This window comes from Paenibacillus sp. FSL H7-0940, from assembly GCF_037979415.1.
GTDB classification, from domain to species: Bacteria; Bacillota; Bacilli; order Paenibacillales; family Paenibacillaceae; genus Paenibacillus; species Paenibacillus amylolyticus.
Genome location: NZ_CP150280.1, coordinates 6,900,447 through 6,924,557, shown reverse-complemented (window position 1 = coordinate 6,924,557; position 24,111 = coordinate 6,900,447). Strand labels below are relative to the sequence as shown.

General features: G+C 46.0%; 25 protein-coding genes and 1 other annotated feature. Of the genes, 10 read left to right on the top strand and 15 right to left on the bottom strand.

Annotated features, from left to right (window positions below; genetic code table 11):
- Positions 1-5: 5 nt before the first annotated feature.
- The 5 genes from MHB71_RS30460 to MHB71_RS30440 form a co-directional block, all read right to left on the bottom strand.
- On the bottom strand, positions 6-950 hold the full coding sequence (locus tag MHB71_RS30460) for a zinc ABC transporter substrate-binding protein (RefSeq protein ID WP_100529777.1): 945 nt from the start codon (positions 948-950) through the stop codon (positions 6-8).
- 237 nt (positions 951-1,187) lie between these two features.
- Entirely contained in the window at positions 1,188-3,140 is a 1,953-nt protein-coding gene (locus tag MHB71_RS30455; RefSeq protein WP_340030248.1) for a penicillin-binding protein 2, read from the bottom strand.
- A gap of 396 nt (positions 3,141-3,536) precedes the next feature.
- Positions 3,537-5,573 (bottom strand): penicillin-binding transpeptidase domain-containing protein, encoded by a 2,037-nt coding sequence (locus tag MHB71_RS30450; RefSeq protein WP_076328974.1) that lies wholly within the window; start codon positions 5,571-5,573, stop codon positions 3,537-3,539.
- A gap of 105 nt (positions 5,574-5,678) precedes the next feature.
- The gene (locus tag MHB71_RS30445; RefSeq protein WP_036605735.1) at positions 5,679-6,824 is read right to left on the bottom strand and encodes a transglutaminase domain-containing protein; all 1,146 of its coding nucleotides are present in this window, start codon (positions 6,822-6,824) and stop codon (positions 5,679-5,681) included.
- Positions 6,825-6,842: 18 nt separating this feature from the next.
- On the bottom strand, positions 6,843-7,325 hold the full coding sequence (locus MHB71_RS30440) for an ATPase (RefSeq protein WP_174806458.1): 483 nt from the start codon (positions 7,323-7,325) through the stop codon (positions 6,843-6,845).
- Between the two features lie 190 nt (positions 7,326-7,515).
- On the opposite strand from MHB71_RS30440, the gene MHB71_RS30435 reads away from it, so the two are divergent.
- Positions 7,516-8,691, top strand: a complete 1,176-nt coding sequence (locus MHB71_RS30435; RefSeq protein WP_253503190.1) for an MFS transporter — start codon at positions 7,516-7,518, stop codon at positions 8,689-8,691.
- 526 nt (positions 8,692-9,217) lie between these two features.
- Positions 9,218-9,565, top strand: coding sequence for a toprim domain-containing protein (locus MHB71_RS30430; RefSeq protein ID WP_036605733.1), 348 nt, complete (start codon positions 9,218-9,220; stop codon positions 9,563-9,565).
- A gap of 73 nt (positions 9,566-9,638) precedes the next feature.
- Here the strand turns inward: MHB71_RS30430 and MHB71_RS30425 are convergent, their stop codons facing one another.
- Complete coding sequence (locus MHB71_RS30425) at positions 9,639-10,250, bottom strand: SCO family protein (protein ID WP_340028396.1); 612 nt, start codon at positions 10,248-10,250, stop codon at positions 9,639-9,641.
- A 435-nt stretch (positions 10,251-10,685) separates the two neighbouring features.
- Between MHB71_RS30425 and MHB71_RS30420 the strand changes: the two genes are divergently transcribed.
- Positions 10,686-11,666, top strand: coding sequence for a metal-dependent hydrolase (locus MHB71_RS30420; protein WP_036605731.1), 981 nt, complete (start codon positions 10,686-10,688; stop codon positions 11,664-11,666).
- 116 nt (positions 11,667-11,782) lie between these two features.
- Here the strand turns inward: MHB71_RS30420 and MHB71_RS30415 are convergent, their stop codons facing one another.
- Positions 11,783-12,001, bottom strand: a complete 219-nt coding sequence (locus MHB71_RS30415) for an alpha/beta-type small acid-soluble spore protein (protein WP_017692386.1) — start codon at positions 11,999-12,001, stop codon at positions 11,783-11,785.
- Between the two features lie 120 nt (positions 12,002-12,121).
- Between MHB71_RS30415 and MHB71_RS30410 the strand changes: the two genes are divergently transcribed.
- The gene (locus MHB71_RS30410; protein ID WP_017692385.1) at positions 12,122-12,322 is read left to right on the top strand and encodes a hypothetical protein; all 201 of its coding nucleotides are present in this window, start codon (positions 12,122-12,124) and stop codon (positions 12,320-12,322) included.
- A 115-nt stretch (positions 12,323-12,437) separates the two neighbouring features.
- On the opposite strand, the gene trpS is transcribed toward MHB71_RS30410, so the two are convergent.
- The gene (gene trpS / locus MHB71_RS30405) at positions 12,438-13,430 is read right to left on the bottom strand and encodes a tryptophan--tRNA ligase (protein ID WP_036605729.1); all 993 of its coding nucleotides are present in this window, start codon (positions 13,428-13,430) and stop codon (positions 12,438-12,440) included.
- 75 nt (positions 13,431-13,505) lie between these two features.
- Positions 13,506-13,774 (bottom strand) — a binding site (T-box leader).
- Between the two features lie 245 nt (positions 13,775-14,019).
- On the opposite strand from trpS, the gene MHB71_RS30400 reads away from it, so the two are divergent.
- Together MHB71_RS30400 and MHB71_RS30395 are read left to right on the top strand one after the other, a co-directional pair.
- Complete coding sequence (locus MHB71_RS30400) at positions 14,020-14,994, top strand: aldose 1-epimerase (protein WP_340028395.1); 975 nt, start codon at positions 14,020-14,022, stop codon at positions 14,992-14,994.
- 205 nt (positions 14,995-15,199) lie between these two features.
- Entirely contained in the window at positions 15,200-15,433 is a 234-nt protein-coding gene (locus tag MHB71_RS30395; protein ID WP_047841310.1) for an alpha/beta-type small acid-soluble spore protein, read from the top strand.
- A gap of 85 nt (positions 15,434-15,518) precedes the next feature.
- Here MHB71_RS30395 and MHB71_RS30390 read toward each other — a convergent pair whose 3' ends face one another.
- Positions 15,519-15,929 (bottom strand): O-methyltransferase, encoded by a 411-nt coding sequence (locus tag MHB71_RS30390; protein ID WP_076319832.1) that lies wholly within the window; start codon positions 15,927-15,929, stop codon positions 15,519-15,521.
- 279 nt (positions 15,930-16,208) lie between these two features.
- A complete protein-coding gene (locus MHB71_RS30385) occupies positions 16,209-18,005 on the bottom strand; it encodes a M3 family oligoendopeptidase (RefSeq protein ID WP_340028394.1) in 1,797 nt (598 codons plus the stop codon).
- Between the two features lie 301 nt (positions 18,006-18,306).
- On the opposite strand from MHB71_RS30385, the gene MHB71_RS30380 reads away from it, so the two are divergent.
- Both MHB71_RS30380 and MHB71_RS30375 read left to right on the top strand, forming a co-directional pair.
- Entirely contained in the window at positions 18,307-18,477 is a 171-nt protein-coding gene (locus MHB71_RS30380) for a YycC family protein (protein WP_074096390.1), read from the top strand.
- Positions 18,474-18,707, top strand: a complete 234-nt coding sequence (locus MHB71_RS30375) for a hypothetical protein (protein WP_017692378.1) — start codon at positions 18,474-18,476, stop codon at positions 18,705-18,707. The genes MHB71_RS30380 and MHB71_RS30375 overlap by 4 nt, the downstream gene beginning before the upstream one ends.
- A gap of 12 nt (positions 18,708-18,719) precedes the next feature.
- Here MHB71_RS30375 and MHB71_RS30370 read toward each other — a convergent pair whose 3' ends face one another.
- The 3 genes from MHB71_RS30370 to MHB71_RS30360 form a co-directional block, all read right to left on the bottom strand.
- Entirely contained in the window at positions 18,720-19,451 is a 732-nt protein-coding gene (locus MHB71_RS30370) for a DUF2225 domain-containing protein (RefSeq protein ID WP_036605724.1), read from the bottom strand.
- Positions 19,452-19,494: 43 nt separating this feature from the next.
- Positions 19,495-19,872, bottom strand: a complete 378-nt coding sequence (locus tag MHB71_RS30365) for a globin (RefSeq protein WP_036605723.1) — start codon at positions 19,870-19,872, stop codon at positions 19,495-19,497.
- A 244-nt stretch (positions 19,873-20,116) separates the two neighbouring features.
- Entirely contained in the window at positions 20,117-20,281 is a 165-nt protein-coding gene (locus MHB71_RS30360) for a hypothetical protein (RefSeq protein WP_155984997.1), read from the bottom strand.
- 152 nt (positions 20,282-20,433) lie between these two features.
- Between MHB71_RS30360 and ylbJ the strand changes: the two genes are divergently transcribed.
- Both ylbJ and MHB71_RS30350 read left to right on the top strand, forming a co-directional pair.
- Positions 20,434-21,687 (top strand): sporulation integral membrane protein YlbJ, encoded by a 1,254-nt coding sequence (gene ylbJ / locus MHB71_RS30355; protein ID WP_340028393.1) that lies wholly within the window; start codon positions 20,434-20,436, stop codon positions 21,685-21,687.
- A 104-nt stretch (positions 21,688-21,791) separates the two neighbouring features.
- Complete coding sequence (locus tag MHB71_RS30350; RefSeq protein WP_036673293.1) at positions 21,792-22,595, top strand: NAD kinase; 804 nt, start codon at positions 21,792-21,794, stop codon at positions 22,593-22,595.
- Between the two features lie 28 nt (positions 22,596-22,623).
- Here the strand turns inward: MHB71_RS30350 and MHB71_RS30345 are convergent, their stop codons facing one another.
- Together MHB71_RS30345 and lipA are read right to left on the bottom strand one after the other, a co-directional pair.
- Positions 22,624-23,031, bottom strand: a complete 408-nt coding sequence (locus MHB71_RS30345) for a YutD family protein (RefSeq protein ID WP_340028392.1) — start codon at positions 23,029-23,031, stop codon at positions 22,624-22,626.
- A 14-nt stretch (positions 23,032-23,045) separates the two neighbouring features.
- A complete protein-coding gene (gene lipA / locus MHB71_RS30340; protein WP_340028391.1) occupies positions 23,046-23,945 on the bottom strand; it encodes a lipoyl synthase in 900 nt (299 codons plus the stop codon).
- Between the last annotated feature and the right edge of the window lie 166 nt (positions 23,946-24,111).

Sequence of the window (24,111 nt, the reverse complement as noted above, 5' to 3'; positions counted from 1 at the left end):
ATTCATTATTTCAGTGCTTCTACAATCGTCTCAACATTGTGGCGAATCATACCGATGTATGTGCCTTCTTCCGTTCCCTCAGCCCCCATGGCATCCGAGAACAGTTCTCCACCAATGCTGACCGTATGTCCTTTTTGAGCTGCTCCGGCAATAATGGCTTCCATCGCTTTTGCAGGTACACTCGATTCAACAAATACTGCTTTGATATGGTTATCTACGAGATAATCCCGCAGTTCACTAACATCTTTTGCACCGTATTCGGCTGCTGTACTGATGCCCTGAAGCCCCATCACTTTCATGCCATAAGCCTGACCGAAATATCCAAATGCATCATGCGCCGTAACCAATACCCGGCTTGCTTCCGGAATCTCCAGAATCTTCTCACGCACCTCGGCATCCAGTGCTTCGAGCTTCGCCAGATACGCCTCTGCCTGAGCCTTGTATTCTTCCGCATGGTCCGGGTCCGCCTCCACGAGCGTATCGCGTACGGCTTCTGCCGCATGCATCCAGTGGCTGACGTTAAACCAGACGTGTGGATCATATTCGGTGCCGCCTGTATCTTTGCCTGAGTGTAACTCCTCGACTGGAATAGTCTCTGTAACGGCAGTAACCAGTTTGCTAGAGGACATTTTCTCCAAAATGTCTGTCATTTTGCCTTCAAGGTGCAGTCCATTATAGAAAATGACTTTTGCTTGTTCCAGCTTGCGAATATCACCTTGGGATGCCTTGTACAAGTGGGGATCAACGCCCGGGCCCATTAGCCCGGTAACATCAACATATGCCCCGCCTACCTCACGTGCTACGTCAGCGATCATTCCCGTTGTAGCGGTTACTTGTAACTTGCCACCACTGCTCGTCTCTGCATCACTGGAACATGCCGTAAGTACAACAATCAGAACCAAAGCGGCTAGCGTAATGAACCCCCTCTGAATACTCCTCATTTTCACCATTAACAATTCAACCGTCCCCTTTCCCTCTCCTAAAATACTTGTCTACATCTAATTTTGTTGTACAAGGTATTAAGTTTTAATCAAGACTAATAATGTTTCCCTTGTGCAAATTTTATCCGAAGCCAAAAAAAAAGGCAAGGGATTATTTCCCCCTGCCTGTCCAAATATATTTAATTCACTTCATAAACCTTTCGGTCACGATGTTAAAAGAGCTAACTTCCGAGACGTTCTTTTGTATTACTCGTTGTCTTTCCCTTCGTCTTTCTTACCTTTCGGCGTTCCATCGAGACCATACACTTCATCATATGCATCGAAAATTTTTCGTGCTATTGGTGAAGCACTGACTGACCCGAATCCACCTTCTGGTACAACAACAGCTACAGCAAGCTTCGGATTATCTCGTGGTGCAAAGGCAATAAACACACCATTCTCTTTTTTGTTCGGTCCGGTCCCCTGCTCTGATGTTCCTGTTTTCCGAGCATAATCGTAAGGGAAACCGTCAAATGCACTTACTTTGGTAACCATTCCTTTGTGCACTTCATTCCAGTGCGCATCGGCAAAATCAACTTCATTAAGCACCTTAGGTTTGATCTCTTTCACCACATTGCCGTCCGCGTCACGGATTTCCTTCACCAGATGTGGTTCCATGCGCTTGCCCTTATTGGCAAGCATGGTGGTATATTGTGCGAGTTGCATCGTAGTGTACTTGGCTTGTTGCCCAAATGAGGCAAACGCCAAACGTGTTAGAGCTGATTCATATTCATCATTATTATATTCTAAAGTGCCTAGGTATTCTTTGGGTAAATCAATACCCGTAGACACACCCAATCCGAAATCTTTCATATTTTCATCCCACACCTTAACACCCTTAGTCGAGCCATATTTATTTAACAGGCGCTTACCCACCATATCGATCATGAAAGCATTGGAGGATTTCTCGATTGCTCTTCTCGCCGTAATAGAACCATTATAAGCAGAATGTGAGTTCCTCACTTGTCGTCCGTCTTTCCCCAGAATGGCATATCCCTGATCGTGATAGGTCTGTCCTGCTGTAAATAACCCCTCTTTCAATCCAATAAGTACACTTAACGGTTTGATTACCGATCCAAGAAGTACTACGGATTCCGCCCGACTAGGCTTGGCATCATTCGGTGGGAACGACTCAGTGGTTCCGTTCCGGAATACAAACTTAATTTTGTCATAATCCCAATCGTTCGGATCATAATCCGGCATACTCGCCATAGCCACCACATTTCCCGTATCTACTTCCATGGCTACTGCGTATCCTGTAATTGCCTTGGGCAGTCTGCGCAATTCGTCCGTTATCGCCTCTTGTGCAGCCATCTGAATCTCCTTGTTAATGGTGGAAACCAGACTATAACCTTTCTCCGGTGGTGTTTGTAACATCGTCCCATCTGGGAGATTACGTGCGTCAATATCAATGGACTGATATCCGCTTCGTCCACGGAGTTCTTCCTGGTATTGAAGCTCCAACCCATCGAAGCCAACCTTCTCTTCTTCATGGTACACAAGCCCTGGATCACGCTGGGTACTTGCCCCTTCACGGATGGCCTTATATTTGGCAATGGAATCTGGTGCTCGCTTGAACTCTCTTGTGTAACCCACAACCTGAACCGCCACGCCATCCGGGTCATATTTTCTTATGTTTTCTTCCAGCACCATAACGCCCGGATATTCCGCTTTTTTCTCCATGAAAAAGGCAATTTCTTTGGTCGATAGATCCGACTTCACAAGCCTCGGCACATACCCAAACGTTTTTTGGTAATCCAGATCCAATCGTTTGATGATCTCTTCCCCGTCCGGCTGCTCTTTGTCCCCTGGATTAAACTGCTTAAACACAGCCGCCAGATCATGAGCCAGTTCCTCTGCTTCCTGTCTACGTTCATCATTCCGATAATCCTCATATAACAGCACATACAGGGACTGTACAGGTTCGGAATAAGCGAGCGCGACTTCCCCTGTCGCATCATAGATGGGACCACGAACAGGTGCAAGTGGAATGTCTTTGGTATTACGACTCGTTTCCATATACGTCAGTTCAGGACCCTCGACAAATTGCACAAAGGCTAATCTGAAAATTAGGATACTGAATATGACAAATGCCGCGAAAAAAAACAGATTCAGCCTTGCGGTGGAAGGCTTGTTGACGGGTGTATCTTCCTCAGTCATGGGTTTCTTCCTCAATCGGTTAAACATGTTATAAGCCTCTCCCGTTCCTTTATAAAAATAAAATATTTAATCCGTCTTGTGAACGTGTTCAATCCTATATTTAATCCTTTCTCAACCAAGTCTACCAAAGGTTAGCTGTCACGTCTTTCAATATTTGGTTACATTTTCGTAAACAGAACCGTTACACTACCCAATCTACCGATTTTAATGTAAACACTGACATATCAACGTTATCCCGTTCCCCAGATCGCGTTTACCCTTCCTTTATATAAACGTGGTACAGCTCATATGGTTACATATTAATGCAACTAATTAGTTCACTCTTACGATCCATTCTCCACGTAAAAACAAAAAAGAGGACCCACGAAGGGTCCCCTCTGTAACCAATGCCTCACATTACTGTGTGCCTGATTCCGAATCTGAATCTTTATTTTTGTCCTTTTTCGGTACACCGTCGAGACCGAATTCCTCGTCATAGGCATCGAAGATCGCACGTGCAACCGGAGCCGCACTGCTCGATCCAAAGCCCCCTTCGGGGATAACCACAGCGACAGCAAGCTTTGGATTATTACGTGGTGCATAGGCGATAAATACACCGTTATCCACCAGTTTACCGCCTACTACCTGTGTCGATGTTCCTGTTTTTCTAGCAAAGTCATAAGGGAATCCGCTAAATGCAGATACCTCGGTTGCCATGCCTCGTTGTACTTCATTCCAGTAGGCATCGTTAAACTCCACCGTGCTGAGTACCTTCGGTTTTACTTTCTCGACCACGTTGCCTTCCGAATCCCGGAACTCTCTAACCAGTTGTGGCTCCATCCGCTTTCCTTTGTTCGCCAGCATTGTCGTGTACTGTGCTAACTGCATGGTTGTGTATTTTCCCTGCTGTCCAAAGGAACCATACACGAGACGAGTCAGCGAGCTTTCCGTGTCGTTCATGTAATCCCGTATGCCCAGGAATTCATTCGGCAGATCAACCCCTGTAGATACCCCAAGGCCGAACTGCTTCATGTATTCATCCCATTTGTCAATTCCGGTCGCACCGTATTTTGAGTACATCTTCTTCCCAATCTCATCAATCATGAATACGTTCGAGGAATGACGAATCGCATCACGAGGATACATTGCACCATACACATGCCCTGATGAGTTCTGCACTCTGCGATTGTCCCCACCAAAGGTCGTTGAACCTCTATCCGAATAAACCGTATTGGTAGTGAAGAAACCTTCTTTCAAACCGATTAAGACACTAAGCGGTTTGATGGTGGAACCGAGTAGCACGATCGATTCAGCTCGCTTTTTAGAGTCATCCGGAGGGAATGAACGAATCGTACCATTTTGATACACATATTTGATATCATCATACTGATCATTTGTGATACTGCCTGTTCTCCAGATGTTGGTATCATAATCTGGCATACTGGCAGCAGATACGATTTTCCCCGTATCCACTTCCATCGCAACCGCAAATCCGGTCTTGGCATTCGGATGTAATCGACCGGAAACCTGATTCCGATGAAGCCAACTCAACTGATCCAGAATGGCCTGTTCTGTTTTCACCTGAACGTTTTTGTTAATGCTGGAAATCAGGTCGTACCCTTTCTGCGGCGGGGTAGAACCTGCTACACCTTCAGGCAAGTTACGCAAATCAACATCAACGGATGTATATCCGCTTTTGCCGCGGAGAGCATCCTGATATTGCAGTTCCAGTCCATCAAAACCAACGAATTCGTTCTCTGTATACACCAGGCCCGGATCCGTTTGCGTTTTATTGGCCTCGTCCACCTCTTTGTATTTGTTCAAGGACTTCGAGCTTCTGAACTTCTTCAGATAACCGATGGTCTGAACCGCTACCGTATCCGGATCATAGAATCGCACACTCTCCTCAACGATCTGAATACCTTTGAACTCGTCCTTGTGCTGTAGGAAATAAGCAACTTCTTCCTCGGACAGATCACTCTTGATCAGACGTGGCATAAAACCGTTCGCTTTGCGGGAGTTCAAGTCCATCTCTTCAATAATTTTCTCCACTGTAAGTGACTCTGAATCCTTCAGCTTGTACTGTTCAAATACATCGTGCAACCGGGTTGCAATATCCTGCACTTCCCCTATGTTAGGACTCGGTTTCCCATCAACATCCCCATAGTTTTTATACAGTGTCAGGTAGAGAGACTGAATGGGCTTGGAGTAAGCCAACTTCACCTCACCTGTAGAATCATAAATCGTGCCTCTCACAGGAGGAAGTGGTACATCCTTGGTAATGTTACTTGCTTCTTCCTGGCTAAGTTCAGGCCCTTCCACGAATTGCAAAAAGGCCAAGCGTACAATAATAACGCTAAAAATAACAAAGGAAGCGAAGAAAAATACGTTCATTCGGTAACTGAAGCGCCGTTTGTCCGTAAGTTCATCCTTCTCATTGGAATGTTTTTTCATCCATCCTACCTCTTTCATGACTTGATGCATACCGCTCAATCTGATTCTTCGCGGCATGATAACCTGGCAACGTCGTCATATTCCGGACCCATGTCCGTTGTATTGCTAAGCTGATTGATCCTTTAGATGGGTGTCGGCAAAATTCGGAGGATTAAACCAGTCTCCACTGATCGCCCATGTCGGGTCAAGCGGAACCCAGCTCTCGGAACCACTCAAATACACCTCATTCCACGCATGCGGACCGTACCCTCCCTGGCCGTTATAACCAAGTCCTGTAACAACTTTGACTTCAAGTCCTTGTGAACGGGCCATCACGGCATAAAGACGGGCATAATCAATACATACGCCTTTGCGTGTATCAAATGTATTCTGTGGATTTTGTTCATGCCATATGCCCTTTTGCTCATAGTCATCCACTTTACCATAGTCATACTGAATACGTGAACCTACCCAGTCGTAAAGCGCTCTTGCTTTGGCTTCATCTGTCGATTGGCCTTTGACAATCTCACTCGCTGCAGATTCAATATCCGTCGGAATATTGTGGTCGATGACTTCATATTTGCGTTGCAGGATGCCGCCCAGTTCCTTCTGCACAGCCTGCGTAAAGACGGGTAGCTTGTCCTTGATAAACGTGCCAGACAACGGTTCGATAACCGATTTGGCCCCTTGCATATAGATCGGGGATGCTTCCACATATCGGCTGAACATGCTTCCAGGGTAAAGACTGACAATCATGAACAAAACTGCGATGACAATCATTCCGCGGACGGAGCCTATGATCGTGCCAATGAATGCACCCGTCAAGCGACTAAACATACCTTTAGGCGCACTTTCCTCGGCTGACCTCTGCCTGCTGCTAAAAATAAATGAAGAGAGAAACCCGAGAATCAGTCGGATGAGTCCATAGCTAAGTACAAATAATACAGCGAACCGCATCAGCGGAAAATCTGCAATCGCCGTAACCAACGTATAATACATCTGTTCCCACCGGTTCAACTCACGGTTAGGCATGGCTGAAGCATACTCAGACAGCCACTGCTGTACATATGGCGCAAGCCACAACGTTAAACCGATCGACAACAGAATACCAATGACCGCCATAATGCCATCCATCAGGAACCCAAAGAGTCTGCCTGCTGAACGCGAAGCCCCTCTGGACCAACCCTGCAATAATGAAGCAGCCACAATCAGCAACAGCATAATCGTGATGCCATTCAATTCCTTCAGGCTGTCCAGCCAATTCTGCAGCACGTACCGATTCCCCCTTTACTACGATGCTGGTGCTGTTTTGTTCTCCTGTGCCTGTTCGACAAACGTACGTATAGTTTCATTGTCGAGTTTCCATTCGCCAAGTGAAATTCCGCGGAAGGTCACATCAACTTTATCCGATTGAGTTCTGCCCTTAATCTCCACATTGGGACTTGTGATGGTGAACGCTCCATCCTGTCCTTTGACGTATTTCGCTTTGGAAGCCTCCTTAAGCATCATGCTGGTTGCTTCCTTCTTCAATGTGTCCATCGTGCTGGATTGTACGTCTGTCACTGTCTGTTTGATCTGATCAATGGAGATGCCGCTGTATATCAGTAGAGCCGCAATAATGATGATGGCAATCGCCCATTTCAATACGGTTTTGACCACATTCAGAACAAAGAACAATATGATCAATGCAACCACGATCACCAGCCAGTTCTGCATCACAAACTCTTTGATTACTTCTATGTTCATGACTACACCTTCCGTATTAGAATTCATTCGTAACACTCCCGAATATTATACATGATTTCCGAAGCTGCTGTCAGCTAAGCCCTCTCCCTTAAAAATAAACGGTCTAAGTTCGTCCCGCCGGGCGTACAAGTAGTACCATGAGGTTCTGCCGGGCGAACGGGGAACACGTTCAAGACCTGTAGTTTGAACATGCATCGCTTAACAAGGAGGGGCTTATGTGAAAACGGCCATCTGGCTATACCTGTTTTTGTTCCTTGCCGTATTTGATTTGCACGCCCAGTATCCCATTCTGACCCCTTTTGCCATCTCGCTGGGAGCCGCCCCTACTTTCATTGGCTGGATGATGGGCATCTATTCCTTAACACATCTTCCTGGCAATCTGATTGCTGGAACACAAATCGATAAACATGGCAGTCGCCGCTACATTGTATTCAGTCTGCTCGGTGCAGGATTCATTCTGCTCTTACAAGCCTATGTCCAAACACCATGGCAACTGCTGGCGCTGCGTTCCATCAGCGGGTTTGTGCTGGCCTTCCTGTCTCCTGCATGTCTCGCTCTGCTTGCACAGTTATCCAGCGATCCGGTGAAACAGGGGAAGTATATGTCGGGTCACGGGGTAGTGCATACCCTTGCATCTGTCGTATCACCAGCAGCCGGTGCGATCATTGTGGGTTCCATGGGATTCTCTGCTACATTCTCAGGTTTGGGCTATCTGCTTATTCTCACAGGTGTCATTGCTTTCATGACCATGCCCCGTGGTATCGTCAAACAGCAGGAGAGAGTAACGGTACCTGCTAAACCTGACGCTTCACCAGCAGATGCCACAAGTGCATTCCTGCCGGTGTCCTGGCGATACTTCGCCTTGCCTCTGGTGATTGCCTGTGCCCAAGGGATTCTCTTCTTCGAATTACCCCTGCGGGGCGGAGGACAATCGTCCATCATGTCTACCGGACTGCTGTTCTCTATAATCAGTATTGGGGCACTCTTCACACTCAGCATGTTATTCCTCAACCGGTATTCCCCCAAGCTGCGTCTGGTTGCGGGCGTGCTGTTAATGTCCTTGTGTTTTTTTGTGATGGCAGCCATTCCGCAAGTTCCGTTGTCTACTGTATTATTTGTACTTGGGATGTCCAAAGGCATCATCTTTCCAGCTATGGCAACCCTATTTATCCGTCTGAGCGGAGGAAGCAAGTTGGGCCGCATTTTCTCGCTGCAATCCATTGCCACCTCCATCGGCTCTTTCATCGGCCCCATCACAGCCGGGCAACTTCGTGTCGGGTTATCACCCTATTTCATCGCGTTTCTTTTGTTAATGATTGGTATGTTGCTGCTTCCATACTACACATCCAGACGCGAAGCTCCCCTGTCCGATCCAAAAAGTATATTAAATTAGGCCTGTATCAAGCTCTTCTTCCCTACCGTTATGACAGCAATTAGGCCAGTATTTTCATTAGCTTTGCATCATTCCCCCATTTACAGCTAAACTATATAAAATGGACTAACGTTTTACACTCGAACGGAACGACCTAGGGATCATCAGCGCCGTCTTTAAGATTTCATCTTTTTCTTGAATATCATCATTAGGTATGGACGATCATTGGAAGTAGTGAAGGGGACGGAATCGATTTTGAAGAAGCGATAGCGTTCGCCTTTGTCTCCATATTTCAACCTATAAAAAATAAAATCAATCAGAAATTTGGAGACAACAGCGATCGAAGGAACGATCCGTAACCGTAACGGCCACTACTGATCAGAATTAATTCCTGATGTATGTGAAAAAGAATTTAGAAATCAGAAGTGCTCCTGCCCGCGTGGTGAACAGTGTAAAGAAAGAAGTCCATTTTATATAATCAGTCGATTTTCGCTGCAACATTTCCCGGGGAATGTCGACATAAGCTCTCGAACAAGAGGTGAATATCATGCCTATTCATGTCATTGTGGAAGGTAAGAATGACCGAAGCAAACTGAAACGTCTGGTTGGACCCGAAATCAACATTCTATGTACGTTTGGAACACTTAATTCCCTCAAGCTGGAGACTCTGCGCAAGCAGGTCGGTTATGATGAAGTCTTTTTATTTATGGATAATGACAGTTCCGGCAAAAAAATTAGAGGTGTACTTCGGGATGCTTTCCCGGATGCAGTACAGATGTATACACGACGAGGATATGCGGGTGTGGAAGGAACACCTGATGAGTATATCATTGCCCAGTTGGAGAAGGCCGGGTTAGAGACATACATCCAATACCCTGAACATCCTTCCTATTAAAATAATACCAAAAGGCTGCCTTTGGATTGATATCCAACCAGAAGGCAGCCTTTACAGTATGATGATCAGATGATTATTCCTTAATCAGATTGCGAATATCCTCGGCAATGACAGCTGGCACAACGTCCTCTGTATTAAATGCGTTATATACCTTGCGCAGCTGGTTGTTCTCATCCACCAGACCAATCATATTCATATGGGCAAAATCATCCTTACTCTCCCCATCGATCAGGATCTGGAATGATTCCTTGGCAAACTGTTTTGTTTTGTCCATATCCCCTCGCAAGAAGTACCATCCGGAATAATCTGCGTGGAAACGGTCCGCAAACGTCTTAATCTTCTCTCTTGTATCGACTTTGGGGTCGAATGAAATAGATACAAATGAGACATCTTTACCAAAGGTGTCGTCCTCTTTCAACAGATCCTGCACCTGGGATAACGTAAAGGTCGTAATCGGGCAGACATCCGGACAACTGGTGAAATAAAAGTAGAACAAGCGGACTTTCCCTTGCGTATCTTCCAGTGATACTGTACTGCCATCTACATTTTCCATAGAAAAGGATTGGATTTCACGAATCTCTGGTAATTTTTCCTTACTGGCAAATACAGTGCCCCACATCAGATACACAGCCATAATCAGTGCAAGCCCGAGCAGCATCCATGTCCATTTGTACTTTTTCAGCATCTTCCTCGTCCCTTCTGTATCTCCTCTTATGAATACGCATACATATGTGAATCCAAAATCACGTTCGTTTCGCTTTATCCATCTACTGTGACATATGTATTCAAAGAAACCTACTTTTTATGAGATTCTATATTATTGTAACGGTTTAAAGGAACAATGCCCATAAATTATTTTAGCATTGTATATCATTCAAATAGTATCTTACGTTCTCTGGCGATTTTCTCACTGTATCCGATATAAAGTTTATCATAGGAAATGCCAAAATAGTTTGACAAACTACGTACATTTATTGGGTATGGCACAGGAAATTGTCATAACTTTGAAATTAGGGATGTTTTGCATCCTGACAAACGGATATTATACACTATATATGGGTATCACCTAGATAGAGAAGTAATATGCCTTAGAACGATATACCACACAAAGGAGACGTTTATGGATACCTCTACACATTTTGTCATGGGGATTGGTCTAGCCGGTCTGGCTTATGTCGATCCTGTCGTCGCGGCGAGTCCCATGCTTGCAGCTGCGGTAATGGTTGGCACGATCGCCGGTTCCCAGGCCCCGGACATTGATACTGCGTTACGTCTCAAAAGCAATTCGCTTTACATTCGGAATCATCGGGGCTTGTCACACTCTCTGCCATTTCTCCTGTTATGGGTTTTGCTCATCACCGGCGTCATTGCACTGATATTCCCTGGTGTCCCTATTGGACACGTTGCCACCTGGACCGCTGTGGCCGTAGGCTTTCACGTATTCACCGATCTGTTCAACACCTATGGAACCCAAGCCGCTCGGCCTTTTACGGAACGCTGGATCGCCTGGAACATCATTCATATTTTTGATCCGTTTCTATTCACTACACATGTCATAGCTATCCTGTTATGGGCCTTTGATCTGATCGCCCCTGCACCACTCTTCGTTACGTTGTATAGTTTGACCGGTTTATATTATATATGGCGAACGATTGCTCGTGCACAAGCGGTCAGAAAAGTCAGACGTCTCGACAACAGCCCAGAGCAGGCAAGATACATCGTCATTCCAACGATATCCTGGAACCGCTGGCATGTGGTTAAACGAGTTGAGGACGGCAGTTATGTGATTGGTAAAATGGATGGTTCTAATCTGGTATGGAGTCTGCACGCTTCGTCTTCTACTCATGCGGCCGTTGCTGCTTCACGCAAATCACCGGAAGTCAGTGCCTTCCTCTATTTCACCTCCTATGCGGTGGCAGAGGTTGAAGAACTGCCTGCTGGTTACAAGGTCCGCTGGGCAGATGTACGTTATCGACACCGGAAACAATATCCATTTGTCGCTGTAATTGTGATGGATCGGAATTTTGAAACGATTGATACGTATGTAGGCTGGTTAAGCGATGAGAAAATGGATAAAAAACTTTTATCTGCACGCCCTTGACGAAGTGAGCATGGCAAGGCACAATCAGACATAGGAACTGATACGCGAGAAAGCCCGGAGCGTTTCCGCTCCGGGCTTTCCGTTTATTCTGTTTTGTTGCTGTTGGTTAAAATGAATTATTTGCCAGACCCAGCCAGAGACTGCTCAGCGATTTGTACCAGACGTTTGGTGATATATCCACCCAAAGATCCTGTTTCACGGGAAGTGTAGTTACCATAGTAACCGTCTTGTGGGATAGTTACACCCAGTTCCTGTGCAGCCTCGATTTTCAATTGTTGCAGTGCTGAATTTGCCTGAGGTACCACCAAGTTGTTAGAACGAGATCCTTGAGCCATATTTATAATCTCCCTTCAATCTGTGTCTGTAATGTAATTGCAAGCTTGCAAGATTATTATGGCTCGTAGGCTACAGGTTATACGGAGTTTTACTAAATTTGTAGATGGAGGTTTTTCCCAATGAGTAAAGGCTTGTCTTTATGGTTCGCATTCTCTTCGATTATCTTGTTAACGGTTTCAGCAATTATGATCTCCTACTCCGGTTGGTTTGCTGCACTACTGTTTGTCCTGTCCATTGCCAACATTGGCTGGGGATTTGTGATTCGCGCCAAAAAAGAACGTCAGGAAGTTCGCTCGGCTGCTTCAGAGCCCACTTCTTGAGCAGGTCATTTGATAGTTCAATAATGAACACATGAATAAAGAGGAGTCCTTCAATAGGGCTCCTCTTTATTTATGTTAACTATTCATTGCATGAAATGAAGATCTTTGTTCACGACTACTGTTTACGTCTCGGAACAAATCCCATACGTTCTTTCACTGCATCCAACGTTTGAGCAGCAACTTCTTCTGCACGACGGGCTGACGTATCCAGAACATCCGCCAATTCGCCAGACTCACGAATCTCATTATATCGTTGTTGCAGCGGTTCAATCACAGATACAACCACTTCAGCCAGTTCCTTTTTGAATGGACCGTACATCTTGCCTTCATAACGCTCAGCTACTTCCTTAAGCGTCATACCTGCACATTCAGCATAGATACTCATCAGATTGCTGACTTCCGGTTTGTTTGCCGGATCATATACGACTTCACGTCCCGAATCTGTAGTAGCACGACTGATTTTTTTGCGAATCACATCCGGCGGATCCAGCAGGGCAATATAGCTGCCAGCGTTAGGGTTACTTTTGCTCATTTTCGAAGAGGCATCATCAAGTGACATTACCCGTGCACCCACCTGCGGGATATACGGATCTGGAATGGTGAAGTACTCCCCATAACGGTGGTTAAAACGTCCTGCCAGATCACGTGTCAGTTCCAGATGCTGCTTCTGGTCCTCACCTACTGGTACAAGGTCAGCATTGTATAACAAAATATCAGCCGCCATTAATGATGGATACACAAACAGTCCGGCACCAACCGAATCTTTACCGGATGATTTATCCTTAAACTGAGTCATGCGTTCAAGCTCACCCATGGAGGTCAGCGTAGTCATCAACCAGCCCAATTCCGCGTGCTGCGGTACATGGGATTGCAGAAATACGTTAGATTTCGAAGGATCAATACCTGCTGCAATAAACAGCGCAGCTACCGCTTCCGACTGTTCACGCAATGCTGCTGGCTCCTGAGCCACGGTGATGGCATGAAGATCAACCACCATGAAATGACATTGATAGTCATGCTGGAGTTTTACAAAATTTTTGATTGCACCAATATAGTTGCCCAATGTGAGCTTACCGCTTGGCTGAATACCTGAAAGTACTGTTTTCATTACACATAACGCCTCCCTGATTGTATATAAAAAAACTCCTGCCATTCTCTGCGAACGCAAAAAGGCCCCACATCCGCAAGGGACGTGAGACCGTGGTGCCACCCTTATTCGCTTTTCTTCGATTGCTCCTGACCCTGAAATCAAGTCAAGCTGAAGAAATGCCTTCATTGTTCCGTAACGTGGATTATACGGCAGACTCTAGTGGGGCAAGCCCATCTCTGGCTTAACCTGTTCAAACCTACACTCAAGGGTCCATTCGGTAAAGAGCTCACACCGGTTCACATCAACCACCGGCTTTCTGGAGAGGATTCTCTTGGCCTACTTATCCCTGTCATCGATTTCATGTCATTTAATTCTAATAAATGCTTTTAGAGTTCCATCTTAATGCGCACAGGCGTGAATGTCAAAATGAGTTGAACTTTTTTACCCGAGACATCAAAATCTGTTATGATGGAATTGCTTATCCTGTTGCCTGCTTCACACGAAATAGCGCAGGAAATCGCTGGCATGTACACAACGACACGCCTGCAGCAGTAGCTTCATCACAACTGCTTGCAGACAGATTTCAAGTGGGAAAAGGAGCATCGATATGAAACAAGTGACCAAAGGCCAATGGAATGGTTACGACACGTATATCCTACATAGCCGTGAATTGGAAATCACCCTGCTGCCGCGTCTTGGAAATAATATTATTTCTATTCGCGATTTAGTGCAGGACAGAGATGTCGTCCGCCGTCCGGATGAAGACGATCTTGCCTTTTATCTGCAGAAGCCGTACCATTTTGGCGTTCCTCTCCTGATTCCACCAGGGCGCATTCATCGTGGACAATTCGAATATGAAGGCGTTCGTTACCAGTTCGATCAGAACACGGCGAATGACAACCATATTCACGGTCTCCACCGTACCCAATCCTGGTGTGTCAGTGACATTGAGGAAGATGAAGAAGGCTGTGCAATTACGACTGAATTACTAACCGAAAATGAAGAGCATTGGATGGCCCAATTCCCGATTCCCCTAAAACTTGAGATGACGTTCAGTCTGCAAAACGCTGTATTTAGCCAGCGTCTGAGAGTCACCAATCTGAGCTCAACACCTGCTCCTTTTGGGATGGGATATCATACATGGTTTTTGTTAGACGGCAAACCTGCCGACTGGACACTGCAACTGCCTGTTTCCGGAATATACGGACAGAATGAAGAACAACTACCGACAGGTGAACTGGAATCCCTGGGTGAATGGTCTGCTCTGAACGAAGGTATCAATTTGCAGGGACGTAACTGGGATACCCTGTTGAAAGCTACCGAAGGTGAACCGGCTACGGCTTACTTACGCAGGCAAGATGGATATACATTGAAATATTCAGCAGATGAAGCATTTTTCAAACATTGGGTTCTCTTTACCAAAGGTGAATCCGATCAGTTCTTGTGCATTGAACCGTACACTTGGCTCCCGGATGCACCTAATTTGGCTTTATCAGATGAACAAACCGGGTTGATTCGCTTGGAACCAGAACAACCTGTTGAGTTATTTACACGTATTGAGGTTATACCTCCTACAGACTAAGCGAGCTGATCATGCTCTATTTTGCTTTTACGCATATCACCCTATATTTTGATATCCAAATACAACTTGCCGACCCGCATTGGGTCGGCTTTTTTATGTGTCCTGTGCACTGATAGTTATCCATATTTTCCCTTACGCCATATCATGTATATTTCCGTATTCTCTAACCATACTAACATCACCAACCCATAAGGAGGTGACACATATGTACGGAAGTCAAAACCAAGGTAGCGGTAGCCGCTCCAACAACCTGGTCGTTCCCCAAGCAACAGCAGCATTGCAACAATTGAAAATTGAAGCTGCTCAAGAGCTGGGTGTAACTATTCCACAAGATGGTTACTACGGTAACTATACTTCCCGTGAGACAGGTTCTCTGGGTGGATACATCACTAAACGTCTGGTGCAAATCGCTGAGCAGCAATTATCGGGTCGTTCGTAAGCTCGTAATTATTGCTTGAGCCTAAGCAGAATCCAAAAGTAAAAGCGGCCTTCTTCGGAAGTGCCGCTTTCTCTTGTGCAACGAATTATGAGCTCGACTCCATATCTGAATCCTTGTATGTATTGGTTCTAGGGTAACGAATCATCAGGCTCGCCATATTGTAATTAGACTCCATTGTTGCATCTACCAAAATCATACCTTGTCTTACTGTGAAGTCGTACGATATTTCGCCATGTGTCCAATTACGTTTGAATTTCAACGTCTCCAGTGCCATTGCCCGGAAAGAAGTTCTCTGGGTTTCGTTTAGCCCCCCTTCCTCCATATCCATCTGCCCATCTCGTCCAGCTATCGGATTATGTCGAATACCGAATTTCCCAATTACGTTGTTTCGTATTTGCACAAAAACTACCCCTGAATCTAACCCTGACAACTCATGATCAAGTTCTTTGAATACCAGATCCAACTGTCTCGCTAATGAAAGCTCATCAATTTTCATATTAACACTCTCCTTATATGCTTATAGTCCTATACAGCAAGGACTTACGACTCATTATATGACATCATATGTGCTCATTCAACAAAGAACGGCAAAGTTGGGTATTTCTAACTATGATTTGCACAATTAATTGCCATTCCGCTCCCTTAAACTGAGCTTTTTCAATTAATTACGACAAAATCTTCGATAATCAAAAATGAGGATTCTGTACAAAAAAAAAGGCTGCAATCCTGTGTCTGTTAACACGGATTTGCAGCCTTTTCATATATATTCAACCTATTATTCGGTTGCTGTCATCTGCAGAAACTGCTCAATATCGGCAATAACCAAGTCCGCAGCATTTTGCCAGAATTCCGGTTGTGTCAGGTCCGTACCCAGATGTTTCTGAGCAAGTTCTTCGACCGTCATACGCCCTGTATCCCGCAACAAATCATCATATTTATCTGCAAATGCTGTACCTTCCTGCTGCGCTCTTGCATAGATTCCCGCACTGAACATATAACCGAACGTGTATGGGAAATTATAGAATGGCACACCCGTCAGATAGAAATGCAGTTTGGATGCCCAGAAATGAGGATGATCTGATGCAAGCACACCGCAGAACGCTTCCTGCTGCGCCTCCACCATTAATTTGGATAATTCATCCGCGTTGACCAAGCCTTTTTTGCGTTGTTCGTAGAAACGATTCTCAAACAGGAACCGGGCATGGATGTTCATAAAGAAAGCCACACTTCGCTGTATCTTGTCTTCCAGCAAAGCCAGCTTCTCTTGCTCATCTGTTGCCGCCTGCACCAGGGCATCTGCTACAATCAGTTCAGCAAACGTGGACGCTGTCTCAGCCACATTCATCGCATAACGTTGATTCAATGCAGGCAACTCTTCCATAATGTGTTGATGATATCCATGCCCAAGTTCATGCGCAAGAGTCGACACATTAGATGGTGTCCCGGAGAAGGTCATGAAAATCCGGGTTGCTTTGCTAAGTGGCAAAGACGTACAGAATCCGCCTGGACGTTTGCCAGGACGGTCTTCTGCTTCGATCCAGCGTTTCTCAAAAGCCATCTCTGCAAACGTGGAAAGTTTAGGACTGAACTTGGCAAACTGTTCAACAATATTGATGGCTGCCTCATCGTAAGTGATTTTGCCACTTGATTTACCTACAGGTGCATCTACGTCGCTCCAGCTGAGCTTGTCTACCCCCAGCAGTTCTGCCTTGCGCTCCAGATATTGAACAAGCGCAGGTTTGGCACCGTTAATCACATCCCACATCGTATCCAGTGTCTGACGTGACATCCGGTTGATGGCCAGAGGTTCTTTGAGGATATCATCCCAGCCACGTTTCTCATATAACTTTAGACGGAATCCCGCGAGGTGATTCAGCGTGTCAGCACAGAAATCTTCGACATCGGTCCAAGCCTGCTCCCAGTTTGCGAATACCGTCTCGCGTACATTCCGATCACTATCGCTCAGCTTGTTGGCAGCCTGTCCTGCGGAGAGCATCACCGTTTCCCCATCTTGCTCAAATGGAATGTTCACCTTGCTGACAATCGTGTTGTAGAATTTGCCCCAACCATGGTAACCATCCACACCCAGATCCAGAGCAAGACCTTCCAGTTCAGGCGACAGCTTCTCACGAGCCAGCGTGCGACTCTCGTTCAATACAAATGCCAGCGGCTGGATATCTTCCCGAGCAATCCAAGCGTCCCACACCAAATCCGATGTCTGACTGAGTGTATTATCAAACTTCGATTTGCTGCCGTTCAGCATCGCTGCAATAGAACTGATGGCGCCCTGAAGCTGCGTTGCCTTCTTATCCTTCTGGTTTTGCGATGAAAGACAGGATACAAACGCAGAACCTTCCGATACGCGAACATAACAGCTTTGCAGCAGTTCCAAAATGGGATCAAACGCAGCCGTCTCTTCTACTGAAGTCGGTGCAGCTGTTTCGTTCAACAGATGCTGCAGTTTACGTACATCCTCTTCCAGTTCAATCAGATACGCAGCAAATGTCTCGGAGGAAGAACCTCCACTAAAAATGGACTCCAGATCCCATACGGGGTGTAATGGCGTTTTCATTTAATAAGGCACCTCTCTCTATAAATTGGATGGTTAGGATTGAATTAAAAACTGGTTTTCTGTGAGCCATATCTCTATACTAGAGAAATAGCTACAGAGGTTGTTCAAAAAGCCCACTTTTGATTACGAATCATGCCTAACGGCATCATCAGCATCGAATATGAAATTCAGCCGAAATGTCCGTTGCTCACGTAGTTTGCCTACGCTCCGCTACTCCATTTCTAGCTTCATTCCATCTTCTCGGTACTGAAAACCAGACTTTTTGAACATGTATTTATAGTAACTTTCAGGAGGTAAACGTATGAAACCTTTACAAGTATCGGCTGATACAGCCGTCAAATTAGCAGAATCCCTAGGCGTACCTTTGGAGCACCTGATGCACATGCCCCAACATATCCTGATGCAGAAGATTGCGGAACTCGCCAAACAAGAAACCTCCAAACCTTCCGCACCAGAAGGCGAACAAGAATGATTCCGTTTGAGAACAGCTGGCCTTACGATATTGTGATGGGAGACATCTATGTACAGCAATGTCCCTACTGTCATGCAAGCAACGTGCTGCTCCCCCTCAAACCCAAAGAGCTTGTGCTCATTCGCGAAGGCAAAAAGAAATTACTGGTCTTTCCCTGCTGTAATACAAGCATGACCGTGATCGACAACGACAGTGACTATTTGTTATCCAGCCGTCCTGTCCGTAACTAATGTAAGATCAACCTAGAGGGGGCTGCGCTTTGCAGCCTCTTTGTCTGTTTCCAGCATCTCTTCAGGGAGTTCCAACTTACTTGAAATCATCTGCTCACGCAGCACGGCCCACTGTTCCCTTGAAGCACGAATCATGGCCGCATCTGTGATCCGCTTGTCATGAATGACCTTGCTGAACCATTGCACTGCTTCATTAAACCGTCCTACCCTGCGGTTCAATTCCCCGAGCAAATACAACAGTTTGGCTTCATTGCCACCCGTTCCTTCACGTTCGAACACCTTCACATAGGCTTCCAGGCTAAATTCAAGAAAACGATGTTCCTGTGCATGGTCCTCCATATAACGATACAACCAAGCTATATGATGCAACAGACCAGCGACGACACGATCTTTCTCCCGGATAACCTGTGCGCACAGCAAGGCAAGCTTGTACGTTGCCAGCGCCTGTTCCAGTGTTCGTGCTCCGCTATAATCACGTTTAACCCAGCGGTTACCGATCTGTTCCTTAAAAGCCTTGCGCTGAGCATCATTTAGATGCTCCGTTGCGTTCTCCGTCGTGGCAAACCCGCACTGCGGACAGATGCGAACCACATAAAAATCTGGATTCTCCAGCTTGTAGTAAGCACAAAAATCCGAATCCGTCCGGTAGGGCCTTTTCAAACTCGGTCTTACCCGGGAGGTTTCATACTCGGTTTCGCAATAATGGCAGGTCACTTTCACCTTATACAGCGGCTCTAATTCCAATCTCTTCCATCCCTCTCCCGTACGCTTGTAATCATATTCGGATCTACGGTGTATTCACAAAATGATGTGCAGGCCCGGATAAACGCTGCAGGATAAACGAATGCAAGGGCTCCTCCACACCAATCTGTGTTAAGGCTTGATCCATACATGCAAGCCACGCCTCAGCCCGTTCAACCGTCACTTCAAAATGCATATGACGGGCACGCATCATCGGATGTCCAAACGCCTCGGAAAACAGCCCTGGTCCTCCAAAAAACTGAGACAAAAACATATACTGCTTGTCGATGACCGGCTGAATATCTTCCGGGAAAAGCGGAGCCAGCTGCTCATTCTGCTGAACGATCGGATAGAAAGCCTCGACCAGTGCGCGAACACCTTTCTCACCGCCAAGATTGTCATAAATACTCAAACTGGGATTCATTCGTCTGATTCCCCTTTCTGATGTCGAATTTTGCCATATATTACACGTTCCGTGAACATTGTGAAAACAGTAACAATATCCAGGCCACAAAAGCCTTTATCTCCATTCTATCAAAAAAAACCAAAAAGTCCTATATAACATGAAATCATCAGGACATGTAACCTGCCATCTGTATATAGGACCTTATTCGAAACATAACACAAAAAAAGCGCCAACCGCTTGGGTTGGCGCACTAGATATTTCATTAATAACTCCGCCAGTCCTCTTCCTCAGAGCGTACCAGCGAGGCACGTATCACATATACAAAAGCACAGACCAGGATTCCGGTGACAAGACTCATGATCATCACTCCATCCGAATTGAATTCCACCTTGGAGACAATTAGGTGACGTTCAGGCGTTTTTCTCATTTTAGCACACATCACTCAAAAACACAGCCACTTTTGCAAGCGCTTTCTACGTATAATTTTGTACTGTTTGTCCACTTTTTTTCATATATTGATGGCAATAACATCACAGACTTCCGCACACCGACCATTCCAAATATAAAGGAGAAGAATTCATGGCTGCTTCACAACGACTCACCCATGTCCTGGTCACAATCGCTCTCCTGATCCTTTGTGTGTTAATGGTCTTGTATCCAGCGGAAACCTGGCATGCAGGTGTACGTGGACTGTCCATCTGGTGGGACGTATTGTTTCCCTCCCTTTTTCCTTTTTTGGTGCTGTCCGAGCTGCTGCTCGGCTTTGGCATTGTTCATTTTCTAGGCACCTTGCTGAATCCACTGATGCGTCCATTGTTTCGTGTTCCCGGAAGCGGTGGTTTTGTATTTGCCGTGAGTTGTGCATCCGGTTATCCTACAGGGGCGAAACTGACCGCTCAGTTATGGGAACAAAAGCTGGTTACCCGGGAAGAAGGAGAACGGCTCGTTGCCTTCACTACATCATCCGATCCGATCTTCATGATTGGAGCGGTATCGGTTGGGTTCTTCCATAATGTCGCCATTGCTCCAGTATTGGTTGCGAGCCATTACGCTGCAGCTTTTCTGGTGGGTATGCTCATGCGTTTTCACGGGGGTACAGCAAAAGGCTCACACCCAGACAGTTCTTCTGGATCTCCAACGGAGGGGATACCTAGAAACAGACTGGTCCGGGCCATCTATGCGATGCATGAAGCAAGAAAAGCTGACGGACGTGCATTCGGTGAACTGCTGCGCCAGGCAGTCTCCTCATCCCTTCGCCTTATTATTATCGTAGGAGGGCTGGTTGTATTCTTCTCTGTCATGATGGAGCTACTTGTCCAGACTGGTTGGCTTGGCGGATTATACGGGATAACCGAGCAATTGTTACGACATAGCGGACTGCCTCCATCCTTATCTCCTAGCTTGGTCGGTGGGCTGTTTGAAGTAACGCTGGGGAACAAAGAGGCTGGGAGTGCCGGGGCATCCATCCCACTCGTCTATAAAGTAGCAGCAGCAGCCTTTGTTCTCTCCTGGGGCGGATTATCCGTCCATGCACAGATTATGAGTGTTCTTAGCAACACACCCATGAGATACGGTCCATTTCTATTTGCCAGAGCAATTCATGCACTAATCGCACCTGTGCTGGTCCTGCTGTTATGGACACCCCTGATGGGGCGTTCCTCTTCACCCGTTCTCATGGAGCCCGGTTTCATCCCATCGTTATCAACGTATACACCGGACTGGGGACTGATTTTTTTATCCGGAATGATTGTTTTTGTAAGCCTCATCGTGTTGTTGTTATTCCTTGCGATATTAAGTTCCATTCTCAAACCTAGACGACATGCCAAAAAATAAGTGAACGATTCATCTATATTTAACTGAATATGCGCCCAAACGTTGTGTTCTTCCGCGGAATTGATTATCATCGGTAGTATAATGACCACAAAGGAGCTTTCATCTTGAGATACTATGTTCAAGACCGCGGAGACCAGTTATCGATTGATCTCAGTCAGCAGTTTCATGCGCTGGCGAAGGAAGAAGGGTTCAAGCTGGATGCAGAATCGCCGGAGATTGTGATCTCCATCGGGGGCGATGGTACGATGCTACAAGCATTTCACAATTTCATCGACCGCATTCCGGATATTGCTTTTGTTGGGGTTCATACAGGCCATCTCGGCTTTTACGCTGATTGGAAGAAGGAAGAATTACGCGAGTTAGTCAGGCTGATGAGTGGAAAAGGAGATCCAGAACGTCTCAAACCACGCATTGTACAGTATCCGCTCTTAGAGCTTGAGATTCGTAAAAAGTCAGGGAATTCCTCTTACATCGCCCTTAATGAATTTACGTTAAAAGGTGTAGACGGTACCGTCGTAGCCCAAGTCGATATTAACGATGTGACATTTGAGATGTTCCGTGGGGATGGCATCTGTGTATCCACGCCATCAGGCAGCACGGCATACAACAAGGCCCTTGGTGGTGCCATGGTTCATCCAACCATCGAGGCGATTCAGATTGCGGAGATTGCATCGATTAATAACCGGGTCTATCGGACACTTGGTTCACCGGTTATTTTGCCCAAGCATCATCATTGTGATATTTTCTCCCGCAAGGATCAGCGGTTATTGATGACGATTGATCATGTGAACGTGATGGTGGAGGATCTGATCTCCGTCCGTTGTCAGGTATCCAGTCACAAGGTCAGTTTTGCACGTTTCCGCCCTTATCCATTCTGGAACCGGGTTCGCACGGCATTTCTTGACTAAAATAAACACACCAAAAAAGCGGTCCTTCTCAGGAACCGCTTTTTGCTTTGGCTTGAGGTTGATCCTTGCTCTTCTGAAGCACAAAGTACGCACAGCCAAAGTTACAATATTCATTGATATAATCCACCATACTGGCGATTGTGGAATCCTTCGTCGCTTTCGGATGGTTATCACGGTAAAAACCTTTTAACCTCAACTGGCTATAACCCCAGTCCCCGATAATATAATCATAACGCTCCAGCACTTCACTGTAACGATCACGGAAAACCTCTGGATTCCAGCCTTCTTTGTGGTTCTGGACGATTTCATAATTTTTGCCGCCGATCTGTACAATGACCGGTTCTTTGGGCTTTTCTTCAACCGATTCCTGAACCGGCTCCTGGATCTGTTCCTGAAGTTGGTCCTGAATCTGTTCTGTGATTTTTTCTTCTTCCAATCCGGTATCCTCCATCACGCGTGTGTTGCCGCCTGTTCAGCATGTTTGGTAGCCGATTTCACCTGTTCATGCGCATGGTAGGAGCTGCGTACCATCGGACCGGACTCAACGTGGCTGAATCCACGTTTTAATCCTTCCTGTTTCAATGCAGCAAACTCCTCTGGCGGATAATACTTTTCAACATACAGATGTTTCTCCGATGGCTGCAAATATTGACCAATCGTCATAATATCACAGTTCACCGCACGAAGATCATCCATTGTTGATAAAATTTCATTATATTCCTCACCTACACCAAGCATAATACTTGATTTCGTAGGGATGTTAGGTTGCATTTCTTTGGCACGAGCAAGCAATTCCAGTGAACGTTTATATTTTGCCTTGGCACGCACTTTGTCTGACAACCGCTCAACCGTCTCAATATTGTGATTCAGAATGTCCGGTTTGGCATCCATTACAATCTGCAAAGATTCCAGCTCGCCCAGAAAGTCTGGAATAAGTACTTCAACGCTGCACAATGGTAACCGCCGCCGTACGGCCTTTACCGTCTCTGCAAAGATCGTAGCTCCCCCGTCTTTCAGGTCATCACGGGCTACACTTGTAATTACGCAGTGTTGCAGATTCATCTGCTCTGCTGCTTCTGCCACACGTTCTGGTTCCTGCAAATCAAGCTCCGTTGGCAAGCCTGTATTCACCGCGCAAAAACGGCATGCCCTTGTGCAAATGTCGCCCAAAATCATAAAAGTGGCCGTTCGATTGGCCCAGCATTCATAAATATTCGGACACCGTGCTTCCTCACATACCGTATGCAGCGTTTTGGAACGCATCATCGATTTCATTTCCTGATAGTTATCGCCGGTTGTCAATTTGATCCGAATCCAATCCGGCTTCGGTTCTTTAACACGTTTAGCCAATGCATAAACCTTCTTTCTACTGAAGTTAGGCTGTTGCTCGGAACATATTATACCATGAAAGCGCTGGAAAAACCCCCATTTGTCACATCTTGTGCATTCATGCTCGATATGGACAATTTGTATAATTGGATTCCCCCCCAAGAGCTTACATGGATAAAATGAGAAC